Source organism: Minwuia thermotolerans (genome assembly GCF_002924445.1).
GTDB classification, from domain to species: domain Bacteria; phylum Pseudomonadota; class Alphaproteobacteria; order Minwuiales; family Minwuiaceae; genus Minwuia; species Minwuia thermotolerans.
In genome coordinates this window covers 22,671-47,729 of the sequence record NZ_PIGG01000031.1, presented here as the reverse complement: position 1 = coordinate 47,729, position 25,059 = coordinate 22,671, and the positions used below count along the sequence as shown (strand labels likewise).

22 protein-coding genes are annotated in these 25,059 nt (G+C 67.2%); 11 read left to right on the top strand and 11 right to left on the bottom strand.

The features are described from left to right. The first annotated feature begins 124 nt into the window (after window positions 1-124). Window positions 125-1,159: a phosphotransferase gene (locus CWC60_RS08150; RefSeq protein WP_109793914.1), complete on the top strand. Its 1,035-nt coding sequence runs from the start codon at window positions 125-127 to the stop codon at window positions 1,157-1,159. 357 nt (window positions 1,160-1,516) lie between these two features. Here the strand turns inward: CWC60_RS08150 and CWC60_RS08145 are convergent, their stop codons facing one another. Further along, complete coding sequence (locus tag CWC60_RS08145) at window positions 1,517-2,188, bottom strand: EthD domain-containing protein (protein ID WP_109793504.1); 672 nt, start codon at window positions 2,186-2,188, stop codon at window positions 1,517-1,519. A gap of 45 nt (window positions 2,189-2,233) precedes the next feature. After that, entirely contained in the window at window positions 2,234-3,019 is a 786-nt protein-coding gene (phhA, locus tag CWC60_RS08140; protein WP_109793503.1) for a phenylalanine 4-monooxygenase, read from the bottom strand. Between the two features lie 171 nt (window positions 3,020-3,190). On the opposite strand from phhA, the gene thrS reads away from it, so the two are divergent. Both thrS and infC read left to right on the top strand, forming a co-directional pair. Further along, window positions 3,191-5,134: a threonine--tRNA ligase gene (gene thrS / locus CWC60_RS08135; protein WP_109793502.1), complete on the top strand. Its 1,944-nt coding sequence runs from the start codon at window positions 3,191-3,193 to the stop codon at window positions 5,132-5,134. A gap of 100 nt (window positions 5,135-5,234) precedes the next feature. Then, a complete protein-coding gene (gene infC / locus CWC60_RS08130; RefSeq protein ID WP_109793501.1) occupies window positions 5,235-5,756 on the top strand; it encodes a translation initiation factor IF-3 in 522 nt (173 codons plus the stop codon). A 63-nt stretch (window positions 5,757-5,819) separates the two neighbouring features. Here infC and CWC60_RS08125 read toward each other — a convergent pair whose 3' ends face one another. The 7 genes from CWC60_RS08125 to CWC60_RS08095 all read right to left on the bottom strand — a co-directional run bounded on the left by CWC60_RS08125 (window position 5,820) and on the right by CWC60_RS08095 (window position 13,853). Next, window positions 5,820-6,620: an alpha/beta fold hydrolase gene (locus tag CWC60_RS08125; protein WP_109793500.1), complete on the bottom strand. Its 801-nt coding sequence runs from the start codon at window positions 6,618-6,620 to the stop codon at window positions 5,820-5,822. After that, the gene (panC, locus tag CWC60_RS08120) at window positions 6,617-7,471 is read right to left on the bottom strand and encodes a pantoate--beta-alanine ligase (RefSeq protein ID WP_109793499.1); all 855 of its coding nucleotides are present in this window, start codon (window positions 7,469-7,471) and stop codon (window positions 6,617-6,619) included. The genes CWC60_RS08125 and panC overlap by 4 nt, the downstream gene beginning before the upstream one ends. A gap of 10 nt (window positions 7,472-7,481) precedes the next feature. Next, the gene (locus CWC60_RS08115) at window positions 7,482-7,931 is read right to left on the bottom strand and encodes a bactofilin family protein (RefSeq protein ID WP_109793498.1); all 450 of its coding nucleotides are present in this window, start codon (window positions 7,929-7,931) and stop codon (window positions 7,482-7,484) included. Next, a complete protein-coding gene (locus CWC60_RS08110) occupies window positions 7,900-9,501 on the bottom strand; it encodes a M23 family metallopeptidase (RefSeq protein WP_125182746.1) in 1,602 nt (533 codons plus the stop codon). The genes CWC60_RS08115 and CWC60_RS08110 overlap by 32 nt, the downstream gene beginning before the upstream one ends. 97 nt (window positions 9,502-9,598) lie before the next feature. After that, complete coding sequence (locus CWC60_RS08105) at window positions 9,599-10,423, bottom strand: ferritin-like domain-containing protein (protein WP_109793496.1); 825 nt, start codon at window positions 10,421-10,423, stop codon at window positions 9,599-9,601. Continuing rightward, window positions 10,420-10,890 (bottom strand): peroxiredoxin, encoded by a 471-nt coding sequence (locus CWC60_RS08100; RefSeq protein ID WP_109793495.1) that lies wholly within the window; start codon window positions 10,888-10,890, stop codon window positions 10,420-10,422. The genes CWC60_RS08105 and CWC60_RS08100 overlap by 4 nt, the downstream gene beginning before the upstream one ends. Then, window positions 10,887-13,853 carry a bifunctional [glutamine synthetase] adenylyltransferase/[glutamine synthetase]-adenylyl-L-tyrosine phosphorylase gene (locus CWC60_RS08095; protein WP_125182745.1) on the bottom strand — a complete coding sequence of 989 codons (2,967 nt, stop codon included), beginning with the start codon at window positions 13,851-13,853 and terminating at the stop codon, window positions 10,887-10,889. The genes CWC60_RS08100 and CWC60_RS08095 overlap by 4 nt, the downstream gene beginning before the upstream one ends. Here CWC60_RS08095 and CWC60_RS08090 point away from each other — a divergent pair. Continuing rightward, window positions 13,834-17,028 (top strand): YhdP family protein, encoded by a 3,195-nt coding sequence (locus CWC60_RS08090; RefSeq protein ID WP_109793493.1) that lies wholly within the window; start codon window positions 13,834-13,836, stop codon window positions 17,026-17,028. The genes CWC60_RS08095 and CWC60_RS08090 overlap by 20 nt on opposite strands. Here CWC60_RS08090 and tyrS read toward each other — a convergent pair. Beyond that, a complete protein-coding gene (gene tyrS / locus CWC60_RS08085; RefSeq protein WP_109793492.1) occupies window positions 17,025-18,278 on the bottom strand; it encodes a tyrosine--tRNA ligase in 1,254 nt (417 codons plus the stop codon). The two genes, CWC60_RS08090 and tyrS, sit on opposite strands and share 4 nt — an antisense overlap. A 55-nt stretch (window positions 18,279-18,333) precedes the next feature. On the opposite strand from tyrS, the gene CWC60_RS08080 reads away from it, so the two are divergent. Further along, on the top strand, window positions 18,334-19,491 hold the full coding sequence (locus CWC60_RS08080; RefSeq protein WP_109793491.1) for an anhydro-N-acetylmuramic acid kinase: 1,158 nt from the start codon (window positions 18,334-18,336) through the stop codon (window positions 19,489-19,491). On the opposite strand, the gene CWC60_RS08075 is transcribed toward CWC60_RS08080, so the two are convergent. Then, window positions 19,407-20,063, bottom strand: a complete 657-nt coding sequence (locus CWC60_RS08075; RefSeq protein WP_109793913.1) for an alpha/beta hydrolase — start codon at window positions 20,061-20,063, stop codon at window positions 19,407-19,409. The genes CWC60_RS08080 and CWC60_RS08075 overlap by 85 nt on opposite strands. A 170-nt stretch (window positions 20,064-20,233) precedes the next feature. Here CWC60_RS08075 and epsC point away from each other — a divergent pair, with 170 nt between their 5' ends. From epsC to CWC60_RS08045, 6 genes are read left to right on the top strand one after another with little or no spacing between them, the layout of a single operon-like run. Continuing rightward, window positions 20,234-20,977 (top strand): serine O-acetyltransferase EpsC, encoded by a 744-nt coding sequence (gene epsC, locus CWC60_RS08070; protein WP_109793490.1) that lies wholly within the window; start codon window positions 20,234-20,236, stop codon window positions 20,975-20,977. A gap of 13 nt (window positions 20,978-20,990) precedes the next feature. Beyond that, complete coding sequence (locus CWC60_RS08065; RefSeq protein ID WP_109793489.1) at window positions 20,991-22,100, top strand: cysteine desulfurase family protein; 1,110 nt, start codon at window positions 20,991-20,993, stop codon at window positions 22,098-22,100. Then, on the top strand, window positions 22,097-23,245 hold the full coding sequence (locus tag CWC60_RS08060; RefSeq protein ID WP_109793488.1) for a cysteine desulfurase family protein: 1,149 nt from the start codon (window positions 22,097-22,099) through the stop codon (window positions 23,243-23,245). The genes CWC60_RS08065 and CWC60_RS08060 overlap by 4 nt, the downstream gene beginning before the upstream one ends. Beyond that, entirely contained in the window at window positions 23,242-23,574 is a 333-nt protein-coding gene (locus CWC60_RS08055) for a ferredoxin family 2Fe-2S iron-sulfur cluster binding protein (protein ID WP_109793487.1), read from the top strand. The genes CWC60_RS08060 and CWC60_RS08055 overlap by 4 nt, the downstream gene beginning before the upstream one ends. Continuing rightward, window positions 23,571-24,233 carry a thiaminase II gene (gene tenA / locus CWC60_RS08050; protein ID WP_109793486.1) on the top strand — a complete coding sequence of 221 codons (663 nt, stop codon included), beginning with the start codon at window positions 23,571-23,573 and terminating at the stop codon, window positions 24,231-24,233. Before CWC60_RS08055 ends, tenA begins: the two co-directional genes overlap by 4 nt. 27 nt (window positions 24,234-24,260) lie before the next feature. Beyond that, window positions 24,261-25,052 carry an alpha/beta fold hydrolase gene (locus tag CWC60_RS08045; protein WP_109793485.1) on the top strand — a complete coding sequence of 264 codons (792 nt, stop codon included), beginning with the start codon at window positions 24,261-24,263 and terminating at the stop codon, window positions 25,050-25,052. Window positions 25,053-25,059: the final 7 nt, after the last annotated feature.

The following is a 25,059-nucleotide window of genomic DNA, read 5'->3' as shown; positions in this document are numbered from 1 at the left end:
GGCGTGGGTCGCCGGACCGCCGCCGGGCGGGATATACAGGCCCGGACAGGCCGATATAATCCGGCGCTCGAACGGCAAGGGGAGGACCGGGACGGTGAGCGACAAGGCGACCGACGTCGAGATCATGGACGTGCGTCCGCACCATCGCTTCGATGAGGGCGCGCTGGAGAGCTATCTGAAGGAGAATGTTGCCGGCTTCCGCGGGCCGCTCACGGTCCGGCAGTTCCAGGGCGGCATGTCGAACCCGACCTACTTTCTGGAGACCCCCTCGCGCCGTTACGTCATGCGCAAGAAGCCGCCGGGCGAACTGCTGAAATCGGCGCACCAGGTCGACCGCGAATACCGGGTGATGAAGGCGCTGGCCGCCACGCCGGTGCCGGTGCCGGAGGTGCTGGCGCTCTGCATGGACGACGACGTCATCGGCCAGGCGTTCTACGTCATGGAGCATGTGGAGGGACGGGTGCTCATCGACCCGGCGGTGCCGTCGATGACCAACGCCGAACGCAGCGCGCTCTACGACCATTTCATCGAGGTTCTCGCCGCCCTTCACAAGGTCGATCCCGAGGCCGTCGGCCTTGGCGATTTCGGCCGTCCGGGGAACTACTACGCCCGCCAGATCTCCCGCTGGTCCAAGCAGTATGTCGCCTCCAAGACCGAGGAGATCCCGGAGATGGAGGCGCTGATGGAATGGCTGCCCGAGAACATCCCGGACGCCGAGGAGGTTTCCATCGTCCACGGCGACTACCGCATCGGCAACTGCGTGCTGCACCCGACAGAGCCCCGGATCGTCGCCGTGCTCGACTGGGAGCTCTCGACCCTGGGCCATCCGCTGGCCGACGTGGCCTACTGCGCTCAGGAGTATTACGGCCACGCGGCGGAGGGCGGTTTCGCGCACCTGGATGACCCGCGCGAGATCGGCATTCCGACCGAACAGGAATTCCTGCAGCGCTATGCGGATCTCACCGGCCAGGGCGAGATCGAGAACTGGCCCTTCTATATCGCCTACACGATGTTCCGTTCAGCGGCGATCGTTCAGGGCGTCTACCGGCGCGGCCTGGACGGCAACGCCAGCTCGGACGCGGCGAAGAACTTCGCCGGCTTCGCCGAACAGCGCGCGAAATGGGGCTGGAACGTGCTCAGGGACGCGGGTCTGGTCTGAAGCAATCCGACATTCGACCGGAGCTTTTCCCCCTCCCTCATGATGGGGGAGGGGTCGCGGGTGGGGGTGACCTTGAAACCGCCGCCTTCGGCGTGGTCAGGCTGGCACACCCCGCGTCCCGGGACCGGTGGAGCCGGGGCCCGGGACCCACGCCTGAGCCTTTCCGCCGGAAAGGGCGTGGCCGGATCTGCTCAGGCATATGTCCCGAACCGGGCCTGCGGCCCGTTCAGGACTCGGCGGTGGGATCGAACGGCGCGAACCATCCCCCGCAGCGCGGTTTCCGATACCCCCCGGCTGCTGCGCAGCCACGTCCCTCCGGCACCGGGTCCCGGTAGAAACCGCGCCAGCCGACAACCGTCAGCCGACGATCACGTGTTCCTTTGTGATCACGAAATCGAGGCGGTCGTGGTCGATGAAGTTGGCTTCATCGGCGATGGTCGCCTGGTATTCCTTCGTCGACGGCGAGGCGCGCATGTCGTCCATGGAATCGAACCAGACCATGGCGTAGCCGTCGCAGACCGGGCTCCGCCCCCGGTCATAGGCCGACAGCCGGGCATGGTTCTGCACGTAGCGCCGCACCTGCGGGATCGATGCCCCGAGAGGGCCGTGGATGTCACGCCAGTGGCGCTGGAAATCCTCGACCGCCATGCCCTTCTTGCGCGGCACGATCTCGACGATCTTGAAACCGTGATCGGCTACGGGTTCGTCCTTCATCACATGTTCCTCGACCAGCAGCAGGTTCATGGTGTCGCGGTCGACGAAACGCTCCTCGTCGGCGATCAGCGCTTCCCAAGCCGCCGTCCCCGTATTGCGCTTCATGGTCTCCGTGTCCGGCCACCAGGTCTCGGCGATGCCGTCGACCGGCAGGTCGCGCTTGGCGTAGCCCGAGCGCAGCGGGTGGCTCTGCACGTAGCGCTGCAGTCCGTCGAGTTGCAGCACGGCCTTCGGGTGCTCGTTGAGCCAGTAGTCCTGGAACTCGTCGACAGGCATGCCCGGTTTGCGCATGAACGTCAGCACCGATTTGATCATGATTTCCTCCTCCCCTTGGTGGTCGGGCCGGAACGCGCGGCCCGCTCAGACGCGCTGGTCGCCGGGCAGCACCTCGTGCGGCTCGATCGCGGGACGCGCCCTCAGCATTTCATAATAGGGCGTGAAGTCCGGCCGTGTCGCCTCGAAGAGCTGATCGTAGGAACCGATGACGAAGTAGGTCTGCTGATAGTGGTCGATGATGTAGTCGGTCTGCATGATGCGCATGAGGTCGAAGGCGAGGCGGTTGGGCGTATCGCTTTCCAGGGCGTACAGGGTCTCCCCCTTCGAGGAGACGATGCCCGAGCCGTAGATGCGCAGGCCCTCGTCGCTCATGATCAGGCCGAATTCGACCGTGTACCAGTACAGCCGGGCGAGATAGCCCAGCGCATCCTGCTCCAGCGCCTTCAGCCCGCCCTGGCCATAGGCCTGCATGTAGTCGGCGAAGACCGGATTGAACAGCATCGGCACATGGCCGAAGCAGTCGTGGAAACAGTCCGGTTCCTGCAGGTAGTCGAGCTGTTCGGGCTTGCGGATCCAGTTGGTGACGGGGAAGCGGCGGTGGGCGAGATGATCGAAGAAGACATCGTCGTCGATCAGGCCGCGCACGGCGACGATGCGCCAGTTCGTGGCTGTCTCCAGCCGGTCGGAGAGGCGTTCGAAATCCGGAATGCCGCCGGCCTCGACCCCCAGCGCATCCAGTCCTTCGATGAACTCCGGCGCCGCGCGGCCGGGCAGCAGTTTCGCCTGGCGTTCGAACAGCGTGCGCCAGACGCCGTGATCCTCGCTGGTGTAGCCGTCGTGGCCCTGATCGATGACGGCATTGTCGTTCATGACGGCGCTCCCGTGTCACGACATGTTGCATCGAATATGGTCATTGCCGGGGTTCCGGAACAGACCGGCGGGATAACGCCGCGGCCCTGCGCCCTTGACTAGCGCCCACCCGGTCATAAAGTCCGCCGCCTGTACCGCCGTCGACACGGCCAACCGGATCGGAGAACCAATATGAGCGTGCAGGAGTCCGCGCCCGTCGTCATCACCTTGCCCGACGGCAAGTCCATGACGTTCGAGCGGACGCCCACCGGTCTGGACGTCGCCGAAGCCATCGGCCCCGGTCTCGCGAAGGCGGCTCTCGCCGTGCGGGTTGACGGGGAACTGCGCGATCTGGCCCGGCCGATCGAAGACAGCGCCGAGATCGAGATCGTGACCGCGAAGTCGGCCGACGACACCGTGCTGCCGCTGATCCGCCACGATGCGGCGCACGTGCTGGCGCAGGCGGCGCAGGAGCTGTTTCCCGACACCCAGGTGACCATCGGCCCGGCGATCGAGAACGGATTCTACTACGATTTCGCCCGCGAGGAGCCCTTCACGCCCGAGGACCTGGAGGCGATGGAGCAGCGGATGCACGAGATCGTCGACCGCGATCTCGACATCGAACGCGAAGTCTGGGACCGCGATGCAGCCGTCGAGCATTTCCGTTCGATCGGCGAGGAGTACAAGGCCCGCATCATCGAGGACCTGCCGGCCGACGAGGAAATCTCGCTCTATCGCCAGGGCGACTGGAAGGATCTGTGCGTCGGCCCGCATCTGCCGTCGACCAGCAAGCTCGGCCACGCCTTCAAGCTGACCAAGCTGGCGGGCGCCTACTGGCGCGGCGACGCGAAGAACGAACAGCTCCAGCGCGTCTACGGCACGGCCTGGCGCAACGAGAAGGAGCTGAAGGCCTATCTCACCATGCTCGAGGAGGCGGAGAAGCGCGACCATCGCCGCCTCGGCCGGGAGATGGACCTCTTCCACATTCAGGAGGAGGCGCCGGGGATGGCCTTCTGGCACCCCAAGGGCTGGAAGTTCTACCTGGAGCTGGAGCACTACATGCGCCGCCGGCTCGACGCCTCGGGCTACAAGGAGATCCGGACGCCGCAGCTCATCGACAGGAAGCTGTGGGAGGATTCCGGTCACTGGGAGAAGTTCGGCGAGCACATGTTCGTCTCGGAATCCGACGAGCGGCTCTACGCGTTGAAGCCGATGAACTGCCCCGGACACGTGCAGATCTTCCGCCAGGGCCTGAAGAGCTACCGTGACCTGCCGCTCAGGCTGGCGGAATTCGGCTGCTGCCACCGCTACGAGCCGTCGGGCGCGCTGCACGGGCTGATGCGGGTGCGGAACTTCACCCAGGACGACGCGCACATCTTCTGCGCCGAAGACCAGATCAACGCGGAAAGCGAGAAGTTCTGCGATCTGCTGCTGGCGGTCTATCGGGATTTCGGCTTCGAGGATGTGAAGGTGAAGTTCTCCGACAGGCCGCCGGTCCGCGCCGGCTCCGACGAGACGTGGGACCGGGCCGAGGCGGCGCTCCGGGAAGCGATCGAGGAAGTCGGTCTGCCCTACGAGATGAATCCGGGCGAGGGCGCGTTCTACGGCCCGAAGCTGGAATTCGTTCTGCGTGACGCCATCGGCCGCGACTGGCAGTGCGGCACGCTGCAGGTCGATTTCGTGCTGCCGGAACGGCTCGAGGCGAGCTATGTCGGCGAGGACGGCGACCGGCACCGGCCGGTGATGCTGCACCGCGCGATCCTGGGTTCCTTCGAGCGTTTCGCCGGCATCCTCATCGAGAACTTCGCCGGCCGCTTTCCGCTGTGGCTCGCGCCGGTGCAGGCGGTGGTCACGACCATCACCTCGGACGCCGACGGCTATGCCCGGGAGGTCGCCGCGGCGGCGGCGGCGCGCGGCCTTCGTGTGGAGGCCGACCTGCGCAACGAGAAGATCAACTACAAGGTGCGCGAGCACAGCGTGGCCAAGATTCCGGTGATGCTGGTGGTCGGCAAGCGTGAGGCCGAGGAAGGCCGTGTTTCCGTGCGCCGGCTGGGCGAAAAGGACCAACAAGTCCTTGCTCTCGAAGACGCGATTGATATCTTAGTGGGAGAGGGGACGCCACCGGACCTGAAGTGACCGGTGTGCGTTCCATCTCTTGTGGCGAATGGCCCGCACGGATCGGGCCGGATGACGAAGTAACTGTAAGGAAAAGGGGAAACTCATAGCTCGCCCGCCCATGCAATCAGCGCCGGTCCGGGACGGACCCCGCGCGAACGACATGATCGACAGCAGGGAAATCAGACTGATCGATCATGAGGGAAACAACCACGGGGTCGTGGCCACCGTTGACGCGCTCAAGGCTGCGCGCACGATCGGGCTGGACCTCGTTGAGGTGTCTCCCACTGCGAAGCCGCCTGTCTGCAAGCTGATGGACCTCGGAAAGTACAAGTACGAGGAGCAGAAGAAGGCGAACGTCGCGCGAAAGAAACAGAAGACCGTCGATGTCAAGGAAATCAAGATGCGTCCGAACATCGACGATCATGATTACACAACCAAGATGAAGAAGGTCGTCGAGTTCATCGGTGACGGCGACAAGGTGAAGGTCACCATGCGCTTCCGCGGCCGCGAGATGGCGCACCAGGAACTCGGTCTGAACGTGATGAAGCGCGTTCAGGAGGAGATGGCCGAAACCGCCAAGGTGGAACAGCACCCCAAGACCGAGGGCCGCCAGATGATCATGGTTCTCGCTCCGCGCTGAACCGCGGCGGTGCAGCACGGCTTTGAAAGGCCCGTTCGGGAAACCGGACGGGCCTTCGGCGTTTCAGAAGAGGTGCGCGAAAAGCGCCGGCTGCGTGACCGGTCCCATGTGACCGACACCGGCGATGCGCTCGTACCCAGCCTGGGGCAGGACCTCGCGCAGTCGCTGGATGACCGCCTTCGCGGCCTCGGGGCCATGCTCTGTTTCGATCAGGGTGACGGGGACGTCGATCGTGGCGTAGAAGCCGGCGTGGACGTGTTTCAGCGCGCCCGAGGCGGTGTCGGCATGAATCTGCGGCGCCTGACGCAGGATCGCGGTCCGCATGCGTTCGGGCATTTCCGCCCAGGGCTGGCCGTTCCACAACGATATGAAATCGCGGATCGCGTCCTCGTGACGGCCTTCGGCCATTGCCGGCGCGATCCTGGCGACCGCCTCGTCATCGGGCGCGAGCGCCGGGGCGTCCTCGGGATGTTCCCGCAATACGCCGATCGCTACCGGCTCGACGGCGGCTATCGAGGCAATGCCGTCATGGCCGCGCGCGGCGGCGATCAGCGCCACCAGCCCGCCCATGGAATGCCCGAACAGTTTCGCGGGCCCGCTTTCCCGCGCCAGCATGGTCGCAAGTACCGTGCAATGGCGCTCGATGGCGTCATCGCCGGCTGAAACGCGCGTGCCGCCATAGCCGTCGAAGGCGGGAACGACGACGCGGTGACCCCGCGCGGCCCAGGTCTCCGCCAATGGCAGCAGGGTCGGCGCGCCGGCGCCGGAGGCGTGGAGCGCCAGGATCGCCGGACCGTGGCCCAGTTCGAAATATTCGATGCGGCCGAACCCGCCGTCGGCGATCCGGGGCGCGGGAACGCTCAAGCGGCCGGATCCACGGGCACGTTGTCGATCAGCCGCGCCTTGCCGAGAAAGACGGCGGCAAAGGCGCGCGCCGGCTGCGTCGGCCGCGTCGTCAGTTCGAGGGTCTCGGCATCCCGCACCTCGAGGTAGTCGAGCTGGCCGAAGCCGGCGCGGTCGAGATGCCTCTTCCCCCGGTCGATGGCGCGGCGCACGTCCTCGCCCTGGCCGGCGGCTTCGGCGATGTCGGTCAGCACCCGGAACAGGGTGGGAGCCGCGGCGCGCTCGGATTCGGTCAGGTACCAGTTGCGCGACGACATGGCGAGGCCGTCGGTTTCGCGCACCGTGTCGATACCGCGGATCTCCGTCGGGATGTTCAGGTCGCGGGCCATGCGGCGGACCACCATGAGCTGCTGATAATCCTTGCGGCCGAAATAGGCGCGGTCCGCCAGGCATTGCAGCAGCAGCTTGGTGACGACCACGGCCACGCCGCCGAAATGGCCCGGTCGGGACGCCCCGCAGAGACAGTCGGTCAACCCGCTCACATTGACGGAGGTCGAGAAGCCGTCCGGATACATTTCCCCGGCCTCGGGCGCCCACAGCACATCCGCGCCCGCCGCGTCGAGCAGCGCCGCGTCGCGTGCTTCGTCCCGGGGATAGGCCTCCAGGTCGGTAGCCCTGTCGAACTGTTTCGGATTGACGAAGATCGACACGACCGTGCGATCGTTCTGGACCATCGAATTGCGCACCAGCGACATGTGGCCGTCGTGCAGCCAGCCCATGGTCGGCACCAGCCCCACGCTCTCTCCAGCGGCGCGCCAGCCGCGTACGGCCTCACGCAGCGCCGCCACCGTCCTGACGGTCTTGAGATTCATCGCGTCGCCGTCAGCTTTCCTTGACCCGGCTGTCCTTGTCGGCCTTGTCGGAGCCGGTCTGCAGCAGCTTGGGCATCGATGTCGGCAGCGGCGCGCGCGGATCGTCGACCTTGCGGACCTGGCCTTCCAGATGGGCGCCAGCCTCCATGGCGAGGCTGCGGTGGAGAATGTCGCCGACCACCTTCGCGGTCTTGGAGAGGCTGACTTCGGAGCCGCGGACCCGGCCATTCACCTCGCCGCGGATCGTCACTGCCTCGGCAATGATCTCGCCCCTGACGGTTGCGCTCTCGCCGATGACGAGCTGGTTGCAGTTGATGTCGCCGGTGACCTCGCCGTCGATCTGGATCTCGCCGTCGCTGTGGAGATCGCCGGTTATCGCCAGGCCGCGATTGATCAGGGAAGGGGCCGCCGAGGCCCTGACTGCGGGCTTATCCGCTGGCGTCCTTGACTTTGAAAACATAACGACCTGCCCTCAGGAAATTGGATGGATCGACCTGCTCGCCCTGGAACAGTACCTCATAGTGGACGTGACTTCCCGTACTGCGTCCGCTGGAGCCCATCGTGCCGACCTGATCGTGGAACTCGACGCTCTGGCCGGCCTCCACATCGATGGAGCGGAGATGGGCGTAGCGGGTGACGAAACCATAGCCGTGATCGATCTCGACCAGCCGGCCATAGGCCGACTTGCGCCCCGCGAAGGTCACCAGGCCCCGCGCGGTGGCGTAGATCGGCGTGCGCGCCGGAGCTGCGATATCGATGCCCTTGTGCACCGCACGGCGCCCCGTGATGGGGTCCTTGCGGGGGCCGAACTCACTGGAAACATAACCCGTCGTCGTGGGCCGGGCGAGGGGCGCGTTCTCCAGCAGCTCCTGCATCGCCTCCCAGCGCAGCAGATCCATTTCCAGGGTGCCGACCATGGATTCGAAGCTCTCGTCCTCGGCGAGACCCTCGTCGTCCAGGGCGATCATCGGTCCGCCGATGCCGGGCCGGTAGGCATGGGTGGCCTCCAGCAGCTCATTCAGCGGGATCTCGGTCATCTGCAGCGTTGCTTCCAGCGCGGCGATGTTGCGCTGCGCCTTGGATCGAATGCCGCGCAGCAGTTCGAGCTGCGTCTGGCGCACCTGATCGAGCCGGCCTTCCAGGGATGAGACGGTACTGGCAAGACGATAGCCCTTGCGCTCCGCCTCGATCTGTTCCTCGTGGGTGCGGGTCAGCGCATCGGCGGTCGAGGCCAGGCGTTTGCGCAGCGAAGCGTTGGAGCGTTGGGTCTGGTCGAGATCGGAGGTCAGTGCGGCGATGCGCGACGACATCTGGCGGATTTCGGCGCGGGCGACGTCGCGGGAACCCTCCACGGTTTCGATCGCCTGCTGCTGTTCGTAGAGCCGCTGTCGGACCACGTCCTGATTGGCGGTGCTCTGCATCAGCGCGCTTTCCAGGGCGCTAAGGCGGCTCTCATAGGCGCGTCGGCGTTCCGCCTCTTGCTGGCGTCCGCGGTTCGCGCCGGCCAGTGCCGACGCGGCTTCCCGCAGACGGGTCTCCATGAGGTGGTTGGAGGCGACGCTGACCTGGAGACGCTGCCGTAGATGCCCGAGATGCTGGTCGAGTTCCCGGCTTTCGTTCAATGCAACGTGGAATGCGGTCTCGACTTCGGCCAGACGGGTCTGGGCCTGAACGAGATCCCGCTCCAGCACGCCGCGCGTGGCGATCAGGCGGTGCAGCTCGCGGTACTGACGGACGATCTCGGTGGTCGCGTTGGAGTACTGGGCGCGCACGGCCCCCAGTTCGCCGCCCAGCCGGGTGCGGTCCCGCTCCAGCGCGCCCATGCGTTCCCGGCTCTGCACCAGCATGGCCTGCTGCTCGCTGGCGGTCCATGTGGCGATGCCAGCCCAGAGCAGGGTGCCGAGAGCCACGCCGCTCACAAAGATCTGCAGGCCGGATGAGACGCGCAGGAAGCGCAGCCGGCCGTCGGTTCGCACGAATATCTGTCGGTCCCGGTAGACCCGGCCCCACATGCGCGCAAAGGCTGTCACGGATACGCCCCCTCCGCCAACGGTCTTGCCCCTCGCAAGTCCACGGATAGAACCGGAAGCGCCGCAGTGATTCAACGTCTAAGTTCGGAACGAACTTTCAGTTTCCTCGATTCGGCCCCGGGAAGGTAGCGGGATCGTACAATTCCGGCGGCATTCCCGCGCGGCGGCGGGCCTCGATATTGAACGGCGGTTTCAGGCCGCCGCGAAAATTGTGCGCCACGAGTTCGCGCCAGTAGGACTGCGGTTCCCGTCCGCGCGATCTGGCCAGCCGGTCGAACCATCGCGCGCCGGCGGCCACGTGCCCGATCTCCTCGTCGTGAATGATCTGCAGGATATCGGCACTTACGTCGTCGCCGGCGCGCCGCAGCCGCGCCACCATCGCCGGCGTCACGTCGAGGCCGCGCGCCTCCAGCACCATGTGGGCGACAGCCAACCGCGCGCAGGCATCGTGCGCCGTGGACGAAGCCGCCTCCCACAACCCGTCATGGGCCGGAAGGTCGCCATAGGCGGCGCCGAAATCGGCCAGCCGGCCGGCGAGCATGTTGAAGTGCCGCGCCTCGTCGTCGGCCACCCCCAGCCAGTCATCGACGAAGGCGTCGTCTGCGACGACGGGCGCGAACCGGGCCACCATGTCGACGGCGAGGTCGATGGCGTTGAGTTCGATGTGGGCGATGGCGTGCAGCAAGGCGATTCGGGAGTGCCCGGCGCCGGCCTTGCGGCGCTTCGGCATGTCGCGGGGCGCGCGAAGTTCGGGCCGCTCGGGCCGGCCCGGTCGGTCGGGAGGGATATCGCCGCCCGTCCCGGCCAGTTCACCCGCCCGCCAGCGGCGCCCGAGCGATCGCGCGGCCCCGGCTTTCGATGTCGGGTCCGAAGTCTTCAGTACGGCGCAGGCCGCCGCTGTCAGACTGTCGCCATCGTTCATCCGCCCCGGACGGCCTCCAGCACCGCCTCGGCATGTCCGGGTACCTTGACCTTGCGCCAGACCTTCGACAGATGACCTGCGGGATCGATCAGGAACGTGGAGCGCTCGATCCCCATCGACTTTCGGCCATACATGTTCTTCTCGACCCAGACACCATAGGACTCGCTGACCGAACCGTCCTCGTCGGCGGCGAGGATGACGCCGAGATCGTGCTTGGCCTTGAACTTCTCGTGCTTGGCGACCGTGTCGCGCGAGACCCCGATCACGACCGTATTGGCCGCCTCGAATTCATTGGCCAGGCCGGTGAAGGCGATCGCCTCCCTGGTGCAGCCCGGCGTGTCATCGCGCGGATAGAAATACAGAACCACGTTCCGGCCCTGAAGCTCCTTCAGGCTGATCTCGCGGCCGCCGTCCGCCGCCATGGTGAAATCGGGGGCCTTGTCGCCCGCCTCCGGTTTGCCGCTCATGCGCTGTCTCCTGTCGTCATGGTCTCGTTCTCCTCGCCAAGTATCTCCTGAAAGGCCCGATATACGTCCGCCTCCGCTCTGCGGACCGCTTCCCTGACGTCGTCGAAATCACCGCCGCCAACGATCTCGGCCGCCAGCAGGCGGAAATCCTCGGAGGCGTTCGCCTCCTTGAAGCCGTGATGGAAGCAGAGCCGCAGCAGCATTTGCGTTGACTTGAGGACGCGGTTGGCCTCGCTCAACGCCCCGTATTGCGTTTCTGTCAGCAGACCCGCCTCGTGCAGGCGGTCCATCGCGGCGCCGACATGGCCCCGCACGATCGCAGGCCGGTCGCTGGCGTGGGCCAAGATCAGGTACTGTGTCAGGAACTCCAGGTCGACCAGGCCGCCCCGCACATGCTTGACCGACCATGGATCCCGCGTGCCGTGCTGTTTCGCGATCCGCCGGCGCATGTCCAGCACGCTCCGCCGCAGGTCCTCGCCGTCACGGCGGCGCAGGACGATCTCACGCAGCGTCGTCAGCAGATTCTCGGCCAGGTCCTCGGGCCCGGCGATGATCCGCGCACGCGTGGCCGCCATGACTTCCCAGGTCCATGCGTCGTTCTGCATGTAGGCGGAATAGGCCGACAGCGGCACAGCGACGGCGCTCTTGTTGCCCGATGGCCGGAGACGCATGTCGACTTCGTAGAGCTGGCCTTCCGAGGTCATGGTGTTCACCGCGGAAATGAAACGCTGGCTGAGGCGGGAGAAATACGGCCCGATCTGCAGCGCTGCCGGGCCGTCGGAATGCTTCGCTTCGCCGCGGTCGTCGTAGACGAAGACGAGATCCAGATCGGAACCGAAGGTCAGTTCCTCGGCGCCCAGCTTGCCCATGGCGATCACCGCCATGCCGGCGCCGGGAACATGGCCGTGTCGGCGGGCCACCTCACCGGCGACATGGGGCAACAGGGCCCGGATCGACGTGTCGGCGATACGGGTGAGACCGCGGCCGACCGCGTCGGGCGTGAGGCTGCCGTTCAGCAGGCCGACACCGATCTCGAATTTCCGGTCGTTGGCGAAACGCCGGACAGCGTCCAGCACGTCTTCGTAGTTCTCCGCCATCGACAACTCGCGGTCGCAATGCGCGACGATGGCGGATAGGTCGTCCACGGCCTCGTCGCCCGGATCCAGCAGGATGTCGAGCAGTCCCGCATTGCGGCTGAGCGTATCGGCCAGAGCCGGCGCGGTGCCCATGATGCGGGCGATGAAGGTCAGCAATCCGGGATTGGCGTGCAACAGCGACATGAACTGCACGCCCGCCGGCAGGCGGGAAAGGAAGCGGTCGAAGTTCGCCAGCGCGCCGTCCGGGTTGGATGTCCTCGAGAGCGCCGTCAGGATCGTGGGGGCCAGCGTCGTCAGAAGCTGCCGGGCGCGGGTGGTCCGAAGGGCGCGGTAGCGGCCGCTGTGCCAGCTCTTCACGCTGCTGATGACGCTGGACGGCGAACCGAAACCCATCTCCGCGAGGGACTCGACCGTGCCCGGATCGTCGTCGGTGCCGGTGAAGACCAGGTTGCCCTGGTCGGCCGCAAGGCTCGGCTCCTCGGCGAAGAGATCGGCATAGTGCCCCGCGACCCGCCGCATGTGTCCGGTGAGCGCCTCGGCGAAGCCTTCGGTGTCCCGGTAGCCGCAGAACCGCGCCAGCCGCCGCAGGCCCGCCTCGTCGGATGGCAGCTTCTGGGTCTGAGCGTCGTCGAGCATCTGCAGGCGGTGCTCGACCGATCTGAGGTGAACATAGGCCGCCTTCAGTTCTTCCGCCGTAACCGGTTCCACGCGCCCGGTCTCAACCAGCGCATCGACGGCGGCGACCGTGGCGGGAATCCTCAGCCGCGGGTCGCGCCCGCCCGCGATGAGCTGCTGTGTCTGGGCGAAGAACTCGATCTCGCGGATGCCGCCGCGTCCGACCTTGATGTCGTGGCCGGCGACGGCGATACGGTCATGCCCCTTGCTGGAGTGAATCTGGCGCTTGATGGACTGGATGTCCGCGATCGCCGCGAAATCCAGGCTCTTGCGCCAGATGAACGGGGAAAGTTCGTGGAGGAACATCTCGCCCAGCGCGATGTCGCCGGCGGCGGCCCGGGCCTTGATCATGGCCGCCCGTTCCCAGTTCTGGGCCATGGTCTCGTAGTAGGTCAGCGCGTTTTCCAGCGACACGGCGAGCGGCGAAACCGAGGGGTCGGGGCGCAGCCGGAGGTCGGTGCGGAAGACGTAACCGTCGCCGGTGCGCTCCTGCATGAGTTGCACCAGAGAGCGGGTGAGGCGCGAGGCGTGCTCGGAGATGTCGCGTGCGCCGCGGTAGCGGATCCGTTCGGGGTCGTAGACCACGATCAGATCGATGTCCGAGGAATAGTTGAGTTCGAAGGCGCCCATCTTGCCCATGGCGATGGCCACCACGCCGCACGTCTCGGCCGGATCGTCGCCTTCGGGGATCTCGATATCACCCTTCTCGGCGGATTGGCGCAGCAGTACGCCAAGACCGCGGTGCACCGCCGCATCCGCAAGGTCCGTGAGGGCCGAAGTGACCTGCTCCAACCGCCACGCGCCCCCGAGGTCGGCCAGCCCGATGAGCAGGGCGGCGCGGCGTTTGGCGCGCCGCAGTTCCTGCGCCGCGACGCGGTTCGACTGGACGGCGGTCACCGGCGCGCGCAGTTCGTCGAGGATGGTTGCGAACGCCTCCTCCGGCGACCGTGTGGCCAGCGACAGCACGATGTCGGTTTCCTTCATCGCCAGCCCGGTCAGATAGGGGCTGCATCCGAAGACTCCGTCCAGCAGGGTGCGGAATCCGTCGTGCGTTTCGGGCCCCGCCGGGCCATCATCGCTCTCGGCAGTTGCGGTCCTAGCGGCCGCGCGCCATCTCTCCCAGGCGCGCCCGGCCGCTTCGGCGTCGGCCGGGAGAGGGGCGCTCCGGATCATGTCGGGGAATGGGGTCACGACGATCGCTGGTCAGTTGAAAGAGGGGGAGACTGGGGCCGCCGCCGGCGAGAATCAAGCCACGCGCTCCCGCTGGCGCCTCGGCCTTCTCATCCCGCTCTACTTCGTCGGCGGCGTATTCGCCTTTGCCGCCGTACTGGCGGTGCTGGCCGCCTGGCGGCTGTCGGAGGGCCCCGTGCCGATCGGCTTTCTGACGCCCTATCTGCAGGAGTCCATCGGCGGGCTGCCCGAGGGCTGGCGGCTGGAGGTGGGAGAAACGGCGATCGCCTGGGATGGCGCCGCGCGCACGGTCAACCTGACGGCCGACAACGTGACATTCGTCAACCGGGACAACCAGCGCGTCCTCCAGGTGCCGGAAATGGCCTTCTCGCTCTGGGGGGATGCGCTGTTGCAGGGCAATCTGCGTCCGCGCGAGGTGACGGCGCGGGGCGTGAGCCTGCTGCTGACCCGCACGGAGGACGGCGGCTTCGCCATGGGATTGACCCGCAGCACCGAAGAGGGCGGGCATCCCCAGCGGCCCGTGCCGCAGATCGTCGCCGAACTGTTCGGCGTCGGCGCGGCGGAGGAGGATGCGCTGCGGCGGGTGCGTTCCATCTCGCTGGTGGACTCCCGGGTGCGCATTGTCGATCAGGTCCGGGACCGCGTCTTCGGACTGGAGGGGCACACGATCCGGATTCGCTCCGCCGGCGATCACCTGACCATCCAGGCCTCGGTCGATCTCAGTGCCCGCGATCTCATCCTGCCGCTCTGGATCGAACTGGACTACCGACCCGAAGGGGAGCAGGCGAGCGGCCTGGTGCGCTTCGAAGCCGTCCGGCCTCCGGAACTGGTGACAGCGCTCGATGCGCCGGACTGGCTGGCGGGCGTCCGCTTTCCCGTCTCGGGGGAGGCCCGGTTCGGCTATTCCGCGCGGAAGGGGCCGGAACCGCTGACGCTAAGGCTCTATGGCGGGGAAGGGGAGTTCGATCTCCCCGGGCATCTGCCTGCGCCGGTCCCGGTCGCCGCCATGGAAATCGAAGGGGCCGTCGACATTGAGACCCAGGCGATGGAGATCCGGCGTCTGGTCTATGACGCCGGCGCGTTCGTCGCCCGCGCCGAGGGAAGGGTGCGCGTGCGCGACATCGGACCGGATCTCGATCTCACGATCTCGGGCGAGGAGGTGCCGGGCGACCTGATCGGGGACTACTGGCCGCTGGGCGTCGCTGAACCGGTGCGCGACTGGGTCACCGGGCATGTGCGGTCCGCGACCGCCGAAAGGGTGGTCGCCGCCCTCGACATCGCCGCCGAGATGTGGGGCCTCGATCAACCGCCCGGCCGGGCATTCGACATCGACATCGCCTTCCGTGACGCCACGGTCACGCTCTATCCGCCCTTCGATCCGATAACGCAGGGCAGGGGCGAACTCACGGTCACCGGCGACAGCTTCGAACTGAAACTCGAATCGGGGCGGCTGGGCGATCTCGCCCTGTCCGACGGGCATGTCGCCATCGAGAGCTTCGCGGCCAACCCGCCGGTTCTGACCACGGAGTTCGTCACCCGCGGTACCATTGCCGAGACCGTCGCCTCCGTGCTGCACGATCCGATCGCGGCCAGCGTGGAAGGCGGCGGAACGTTACTCGGGGTCGGCGGTACGGCGGCGACGCGGGTCCGCCTCAACCTGCCGATCCATGCCGGCGTGTCGCTGGAGGACACGGACTTCGTGGCGAACGCCAATCTGACCGGGGTCGTCGCGGACGGACTGCTCGGCGATCTCGCTCTCAGCGCAGAATCGATGGCGTTGAGCGTCGATCGCCGCGGCGCCGAACTGGCCGGCCGGGTCCATTCCGGGGCGTCATGGCTGGACATCAACTGGATAGAGCACTTCGGGGTCGAAGGCGGGCGTCGCGAGCTCGCCTTTTCCGGTCAGGTGCAGTCGGCGCTGCTGGCCGACCAGGGAATTGACCAGGCCCGGCGGCTCCAGGGCCCGCTGGGTCTGAGCGGGCGGCTGGCGTTCCAGGGCGGCGATTCCGTCGGGGGCGCGGTGGAGGCGGATCTGAGCGAAGCGGCGCTGGAGATCGGCGAGATTGGCTGGCGCAAACCGGCCGGGGAGCCGGGACGGCTCGGCTTCTTACATGTCCCGGGGCCGGATGGGAACGTGGCGATCCGCAATCTCGACTTCCACGGCGGGGGTCTCGACATCGCCGGCAGCCTGATGATTTCGGGTGCGGGCGATCTGTTGCGGGCAGACCTGGAGCGCGCGCGTCTCGGCGGCAACGACCTCGCCCTCTCCCTGGTGAAAGCGGAAGACGGCGCCTGGCGAACCCGGATCAGGGGCGCCAGTCTCGATCTCCAGACGCTTCTGGAGGCCGATGACAGGGAGGGCGCCGACCTGACGGCGTTCGAGGGCGCAGCGATCGACATCGCGGTCGACAGCGTGCGGCTCCGCCAGGAAACCGCGCTTGAGAGCTTCACCGGCGATCTGCGCATCGAGCAGGGCATGCCCGTCGGCCGTGCCGAAGGCCTGCTGAACGGCGAGGCGGCTTTGACCTTCGCCGCTGGCCATGACGGCTCCGGTTGGCGCTTCGACCTGGCGTCGGCCAATGCCGGACTCGCGCTGTCGGCAGCCGGCCTGACCGACGCGATCAGCGGCGGCGACCTGTCGATCGGCGGCGTGGCGGCCGGGCCGGACGTCATCACCGGCGTCGCCACGGTATCCGACTTCACGCTGCGGGAGACACCCGGCTTCGCCCGCCTGCTGAGCCTTGCCTCATTCACCGGCATCGCCGAGGCGCTGTCGGGCCGCGGCCTGTCATTCAGCCTCGCCGAACTGCCGTTCGCCTATCGCGAAGGCCGGGTCGACGTGCGCAAGGGGCGGATGGTCGGTCCGTCGATCGGCCTGACGGCGGAGGGCTACTACGCGCCGCAGACCGAGCAGATCCGCTTCGTCGGCAATCTGATCCCCGCTTATTCGATCTCGCAGGTGCTGGGCGCGATACCGTTGCTGGGCCAGATCCTGGGCGGCGATCAGGGCCTGTTCGGCGTCACCTATGTGGTGGAAGGAGATGCGTCCGACCCGCAGGTCACGGTCAACCCTCTGTCGGCGCTTGCCCCCGGCATCCTGCGCCGGATGTTCCTCGCCCCCGTCGATCCGGTGGAGGCGACGCCTCCGCCCACCGGCTCCATGCAGTCGCCCTAACCGGCGCGCAGAAGGACGTGGCGCTTCTTGCCGGCCGAGAGCTTGGCCGCGCCGTCGCTGACGAGGTCCGCCTGGGAGATGCTGAGGCGGAAATCGTCGATGCGCCGGTCGTTCAGTCGGGCGCCGCCGTTCTGGATCAGCTTGCGCGCTTCGGAGTTGGACTTCGCAAGTCCGGCGCGGACCAGGGCGTCGAGAATGCCGACGCCAGCCAGCAGTTCCGATTGCGGCAGGGAGACCGTGGGCAGGCCTTCGGCGCTCTCGCGCGCCTCGAAGGCGCGCCGCGAGGTCTCGGCCGCCGCCACCGCGGCTTCGGCGCCGTGGGCCAGCATCGTCGCGGCGTCGGCCAGCGCCTTCTTGGCCTCGTTGATCTCGTTGCCCTCGAGGGCGGCGAGGCGGTCGATCTCGTCCAGCGGCAACTCGGTGAACAGCTTCAGGAAGCGCCCGACATCGGCGTCGGCGGTGTTGCGCCAGAACTGCCAGTAGTCATAGGGACTGAGCCTGTCAGCGTTCAGCCAGATGGCGCCCTCATGGGTCTTGCCCATCTTCTGGCCGCTGGCCGTGGTCAGCAGCGGCGAGGTCAGGCCATAGAGGTCCATGCCGTCGACGCGGCGGCCCAGTTCCACGCCATTGACGATATTGCCCCACTGGTCGGAACCGCCCATCTGCAGGCGGCAGTTCATCCGCCGGCCGAGTTCCAGGAAGTCATAGGCCTGGAGGATCATGTAGTTGAATTCGAGGAACGACAGCGGCTGCTCGCGCTCCAGGCGCAACCGCACCGAATCGAAGCTCAGCATGCGGTTGACCGAGAAATGCCGCCCCACTTCCCGGAGGAAGGGGATGTATTCCAGCTTGTCCAGCCAGTCGGCGTTGTTGACCATGATGGCGTCGGTCGGCCCGTCGCCGAAGACCAGGAACTTTTCGAACACGCGGCGGATGCCGGTCATGTTGCGTTCGATCTGATCGTCGGTCAGCAGTTGCCGTGCGCTGTCCTTGCCGGACGGATCGCCCACCTTGGTGGTGCCGCCGCCCATGAGCACGATCGGCTTGTGCCCGGTCTTCTGCATCCACCGCAGCAGCATGATCGGCAACAGGCTGCCGACGTGCAGGCTGTCGGCGGTGCAGTCGAAGCCGATATAGCCCGTCACCGTTTCCTTCGAGAGCCTGGAATCGAGATCGTCCCAGTCCGTGCACTGATGCACGAAGCCGCGGGCGCTGAGGGTCGAGAGGAAATCGGATCGGGCGTCGGTCATCTGTCTTCGAACTGGTTCTTTGCATTCAGGCGGCGGCGTGTAGCACACTGCTTCGATGAGGCAAAGCACGCCCGGATCCCTGACCCGCGCGATCGGGCTGATGAGCGGCACGTCGGCCGATGGGGTCGACGTCGCCTGGCTGGCCAGCGACGGCCTGAGCATCGCCGAGACCGGGCCATTCGAGAGCTATCCTTTCGAAGACGGGGAACGCGCCCGGATCCTTGCCGCCATGGGCGACGCCGCGCCGGGGCCGGGTGCCGTCCGGGCGGTCACCGAAGCCCATGCGCGGGCCGTCGAGGCATTCCTGTCCGCCCATCCCGATCTGCGCGGCAGGACCGATGTCATCGGCTTCCACGGCCAGACCACCTTTCACGATCCCGACAACCGCCGCACCGTGCAGATCGGCGACGCCGAGGCGCTGGCCGAGGCCACCGGGATCCCGGTGGTTCATGACTTCCGCAGCGCGGACGTGGCCGCGGGCGGGCAGGGCGCGCCGCTCGCGCCGCTCTATCACCTGGCGCTGGCCGAGGGGCTGACGCAGCCACTCGCGGTCCTGAACCTCGGCGGCGTGGGCAACGTCACCTGGATCGGTCCGCAGGCGCCGCCGATGGCCTTCGACACCGGGCCGGCGAACGCGCTGATCGACGACTGGATGGCCGCCGGCAGCGGCGAACGCTTCGACGCGGACGGGCGGACCGCCGCCAGCGGTCGGGTGGACCGAAGCCGCCTCGACGCCTGGCTCGGTCATTCCTATTTCGGAAGAAAGCCGCCCAAGTCACTGGACCGGAACGGTTTCACTGCGTCCGTCGATGGCATGAGCCTGGCCGATGGCGCCGCCACGCTTGCCGCTTTCACGGTCGAGTCGGTGGCGCTTGCATTGGTTCACATGCCGGCGCCGCCCGTACGCTGGCTGGTCACGGGCGGCGGGCGGCACAACAGGCACATCATGTCGGGACTGGCGCAGCGTCTCGGCGCGCCGGTGGTGCCCGTCGAGGCCGTCGGCTGGAACGGCGATGCGCTGGAGGCCCAGGCCTTCGCCTTTCTGGCGGTGCGCTCCCTGCGCGGCCTGCCGCTCAGCCTGCCCTCGACGACCGGCGTCCCCCGCCCGATGCCGGGGGGACGGCTGGTTCAGCCGCCCGCCTCTGCCTCCGAGCGGCGGCCGTCGACATATCTGCCGACCAGCCCGTCCACCTCGTCGAGTTCGTTCTCGTAGAAGTGCGAGGCGCCTTCGATCTTCTCGTAGTCGATGACGATACCCTTCTGGGACTTCAGCTTGTCCACCAGCTTGCGCACGTCGGGCTCCGGCACCAGGTCATCATCCGTGCCGTGAATGATCAGTCCCGACGAGGGGCAGGGCGCGAGGAAGGAAAAGTCGAACATGTTCGCCGGCGGCGACACGGAGATGAAGCCCTCGACCTCCGGACGGCGCATCAGGAGCTGCATGCCGATCCAGGCGCCGAAGGAGAAGCCTGCGATCCAGCAGGCGCCGGCGTCGGGCTTGATCTGCTGCATCCAGTCCAGCGCGGAGGCCGCGTCGGACAGCTCCCCGACGCCCTGGTCGAATTCGCCCTGGCTGCGGCCGACGCCGCGGAAGTTGAACCGCAGCACGGCGAATCCTCGCGCCTTGAACAGCTGGAACAGATTGTAAACCAGCCGGTTGTTCATGTTGCCGCCATAGAGCGGATGCGGATGCAGGATCAGTGCGATTGGGGCCGTCTCGTCTTCGACGTGATGATATCGGCCTTCAAGTCGCCCGTCGGGTCCGTTGAAGATGACTTCGGGCATGTTGTTCCGGTACAGCTTGAGGGGGTTCCGGCGCGAAGCCGCCAGCGCGCCTTCATATAGAAACATTATGTCTCGCGCCAGTATTTGTAGCCCTTGGCTTTATTGACGTAATCTGGCTGTGAAATATATTCCGCCAGACCGACAGGCACCCGACAAGGGGGAGGTCCGGCATGTGGCGGGCTCTGAAAGACGACATTGCGGCGATCAAGGAACGCGATCCGGCGGCGAAGTCCGCGCTCGAGATCGTGGTCTGCTATCCCAGCTTCCACGCCGTCATGTTTTACCGCATCGCCAATGCGCTCTGGCGGCGGCGGCTCTACTTCGTCGGCCGCTTCATCTCCCAGACCGGCCGTTTCCTTACGGGCATCGAGATTCATCCCGGCGCGAAGATCGGCCGGCGGTTCTTCATCGACCACGGCATGGGCGTCGTGATCGGGGAGACGGCGGAGATCGGCGACAACGTCACGCTCTATCACGACGTCACCCTGGGCGGCGTCGCGCCATCGGTCGATTCCGCCTCGCAGGTAGGACAGAAGCGGCATCCGACGCTGGAGGACGACGTGATCGTGGGCTCCGGCGCGCAGGTGCTGGGTCCGATCACGGTGCGCAAGGGCGCCCGCGTCGGCGCCAACGCAGTGGTGGTCAAGGAAGTGCCCCCGGGCGTGTCTGTGGTGGGCATTCCCGCCGAGATCGTCGGCAAGACCAGGCCGAAGCTGGTCGATGACCCGAAAGATGCGCGCCGCGCCTTCGCCGCCTATGGCATGCCCCTGGAAGGCGTCACCAACCCGGTCGACCAGCGCATGAGCGAGATCCTGGACGAGATGGAGCGGCTTCGCGAACGCGTGACCGAACTGGAAGGGCGTCTTGCCGAGCGCGAACCGAAGGTCAGGGTCGTCTCCGGCGGCGAGGACTGATAAACCCCCGCATATGCGGACCGACTTCCATTATCTGGACTGCAACGCCACCGCGCCGCTTCGCCCCGAAGCGCAGTCGGCGATGGCCTCCGCCATGGCGGTTTCCGGCAATCCTTCCAGTGTCCACGGACCGGGCCGCGCCGCGCGGGCGGTGATCGAGCGCGCCCGGGAGCAGGTCGCGGCGATGGCCGGGGTTCCGGTCGCGGCGGTGCATTTCACGGCGAGCGGCACCGAGGCCAACAACTGGGCGCTGACCTCTTCCGGCCGGACGCCGCTGGCCATGGCGAGTTCCCATGATTCCGTCCTTCGGGCGGTGGAGCGCGCGGGCGGCGGAATCCTCGCGGTCGACGGTCACGGTCTTCTCGACCCGGCGGAGCCTGGCCGGGCGATGGACGCAGCCGGGCGGGCCATCGTCTCGGTCGTGGCGGTGAACAACGAGACCGGCGTGATCCAGCCGCTGGCCGCCATCGCGGAGATATGCCGCGAATGCGGGACGCTCCTCCACATCGACGCCGTGCAGGCGCCGGGCCGGACCGACATGGCCGCAATCGCAGATGCCGGGGATCTGATCAGCCTTTCGGCCCACAAGCTGGGCGGACCGGCGGGCGCCGGCGCGCTGCTGGTGCGCGAGGGTCTGGATCTGGAGCCCCTGATCGTCGGCGGCGGGCAGGAAAAGCGGCGGCGAGCCGGCACCGAGAATCTGATCGGCATCGCCGGTTTCGGCGCGGCCGCCGAGGCCGTGGCGCAGGAAACCGGCGAAGCGGCGCGTCTCGCGGCACTGCGGGACAGGCTCGAACGCAGCTTGAGCGACGTCTGTGAAGGGGCTGAAATCATTGGCCGAAGCGCCGAACGTGCGCCCAACACGACCTGCGTCCGGATGCCCGGCGTGCCGGCGGAGACCCAACTCATGGCGCTCGATCTGGCCGGGGTGGCGGTAAGCGCCGGGGCCGCATGCAGCTCCGGCAAGGTCCAGCCCTCCCACGTGCTCCGGGCGATGGGCTTCGACGAAGAGGCGGCGGGCGAGGCCATCCGGATATCCACCGGCTGGACCACGACGGAGGCCGATATCGACGCCCTGCTGGCTGCCTGGGAAGCGCTCTGGCGGCGGAAGACGGCGGCATGACAACGCCCGTCTATCTGGATCATCACGCCACCACCCCGGTCGATCCGGATGTGCTGCAGGAGATGCTGCCCTGGTTCACCGAACGGCCGGGCAATCCCCATTCGCGTCATCACGAGCATGGCTGGGACGCGGAGGCTGCCGTGGATCTCGCCCGCACCGAGATCGCGCGGCTGCTCAACGCCGCCGACGAGGCGGTCGTCTTCACCAGCGGCGCGACAGAGGCCAACAACTGGGCGCTCAAGGGGGCTGCACGGATTCTGCCCGAAGGTCGGCGGCGCATTCTCGTCTCGGCGATCGAGCATCCCTGCGTGCTGGAAAGCGCGCGAGCCCTGGCGGCGGAGGGCTTCGACGTCACCGAACTGGCTGTCGACGCCGGCGGCGGCGTCGGCCCCGACAAGGTGGCCGCCGAACTGGCGAAGGGCGATGTCGGTCTGGTGTCCGTGATGCTGGCCAACAACGAGATCGGCGCGATCCAGCCCGTCGCCGGCATTGCTCGGCAGTGCCGTGAGGCGGGCGCGTGGATGCACTGCGACGCGGCTCAGGCTGCGGGCCGCATACCGGTCGACTTCGAACGCCTGGGCGTCGACATGCTGAGCCTCACCGCGCACAAGTTCTACGGGCCGAAAGGCATCGGCGCGCTGATCCTGTCGGAGCGGGCCATGGCCGATCTGCCGCCACTGCTCCACGGCGGCGGGCAGCAGGAGGGCCGCCGGTCGGGCACGGTGCCCACGCCGCTGGCGGTGGGCTTCGGCGCGGCGGCGCGCCTGGCGGCCGAAAGCATGGCCGAGGACAGGCGGCGGATCGCGACCCTGCGCAACACGCTCTGGGCGGGGCTCAGGGAAACCACCGAAGGAGTCCACCTCAATGGCGGCGAGGTCATGCGCCTGCCGGGCAACCTCAATTTCCGCATCGATGGCGCCGATGCCGACGACGTCATCCGGGAGGCGCCGGAGATCGCCGTATCGACGGGCTCGGCCTGCTCGTCGGTCTCGTCCGCGCCCTCCCACGTTCTGGCGGCGATCGGATTGACGGAAGCGGAGATCCGTTCCTCGATCAGGATCGGCATCGGCCGGCCGACGACCGAGGCTGACATCGAGATCGCCATCGTCGCGCTGGCGGAGGCGATCCGGAAGGCGAGGACATGATCACGGTTCACTTCATCGACGCGAAGGGCAGGCGGGTGACGGTCGAGGCGAAGCCGGGCGATTCCGTGCTCGATGTGGCGCATGCCAACGACATCGACATCGAAGGAGCCTGCGAGGGCTGCATGGCCTGTTCGACCTGCCACGTCATCGTCCCCGATCCCTGGTTCGACCGCTTGCCCGAGCCGAAGGAGGAGGAGGAGGACATGCTTGATCTCGCCTTCGATCTTCAGGAGACTTCCCGTCTCGGCTGCCAGATCCTGCTGACCGAGGAACTCGACGGCATCGAGTTCCATCTGCCGCGCGCCACGCGCAACCTGCTGATCGGATGAGCCTGTTCCAGCGATTGAAGGCCGCGGCCGGCGACGACTGGCGCGACTATGTCGAGCACGGTTTCGTCCGCGGCATGGCCGACGGCACGCTGCCCGAGCGCGCGTTCCGCCACTATCTGGTTCAGGATTACCTGTTCCTGACCCACTTCGCGCGGGCCTATGCGCTCGCCGTCTACAAGTCCGGGAGCCTGGCCGAGATGCGCGCCGCCGGCGAGGTCATGAACGGCATCCTCGACACCGAGATGAAGCTCCACGTGGACTACTGCGCCGGTTTCGGCATCACGCCCGAGGAAATGGAGCGCGCGCCCGAGGACGTCGCCACCATGGCCTATACCCGCTACGTGCTGGAGGTCGGTCTGCAGGGCGACGTGCTGGACCTGCATGCCGCGCTCAGTCCCTGCGTCATCGGCTATGGCGAGATCGGGCGCAGGCTGGCGGACGATCCGGCGACGAAGCGCGAGGGCAATCCCTATCTCTCCTGGATCGGGATGTATGCTGGGCAGGAATATCAGGAGGTGATGCAGGGCGCGCTGGCGCATCTGGACCGGCTCGGCGAACAGAGGCTGACCGAGGCCCGCTTCGACCGCCTGGCCACCGTGTTCGCCCAGGCGACGCGGCTGGAGAGCGCTTTCTGGCAGATGGGGCTGGACGCGGCCTGATCGAAACAACGGGGAGGGGGAGGGAAGATGCCCTTTGCGAAGATCCGGGATCTGGACATCCATTACGAGCAGGCCGGCGAAGGGCCAGACATGCTGGTCATCAGCGGCACCGGAGGCGATCTGCGCCGCCATCCCAATGCGACGGACAGCCCGCTGACGAAGCGTTTCCGGGTCACCAGCTACGATCAGCGCGGACTTGGGCAGACGACCAAGCCCGAGGACGGCTACACCATGGCCAACTACGCCGAGGACGCCGCGGCGCTGATGGATCATCTGGGTCTCGCGCCCTGTCCGGTGTTGGGCATTTCCTTCGGCGGCATGGTCGCCCAGAACCTGGCGGCGCGGTATCCGCAGAAGATCAGCCGTCTTGCGCTCTACTGCACCTCCCCCGGCGGTGCGGGTGGCGCGTCCTATCCGCTGCACGAGCTGCCCGAGGTCGATCAGGAGACCGCCTTCCGGCGCATGATGAAACTTTCCGACAGCCGGGTGACGGACGACTGGTTCGACACCGACGCTGCCGACGTCCTGCGCAAGCGTGCCGACAAGTCCGAGTTCGCGGGCGAGGAGGGTTTCCTGCGCGGCGCGCGTGGCCAGATCCAGGCCCGCGCCGGGCACGATTGCTGGGAGGCCCTGGCCGGCCTGCCCATGCCGGTCCATCTGGCGGGCGGGCTGCACGACCAGATTGCGCTGCCGGAAACGATGCGGCGCATGGCGGAGCGAATCGCCGAGGCCGAACTGAAGCTCTATGACGGCGGGCACCTGTTCTTCATCGGAGACCCGCAGCCCTACAGGGACCTGATCGAATTCCTCGAGCGGTAGCGCCGTG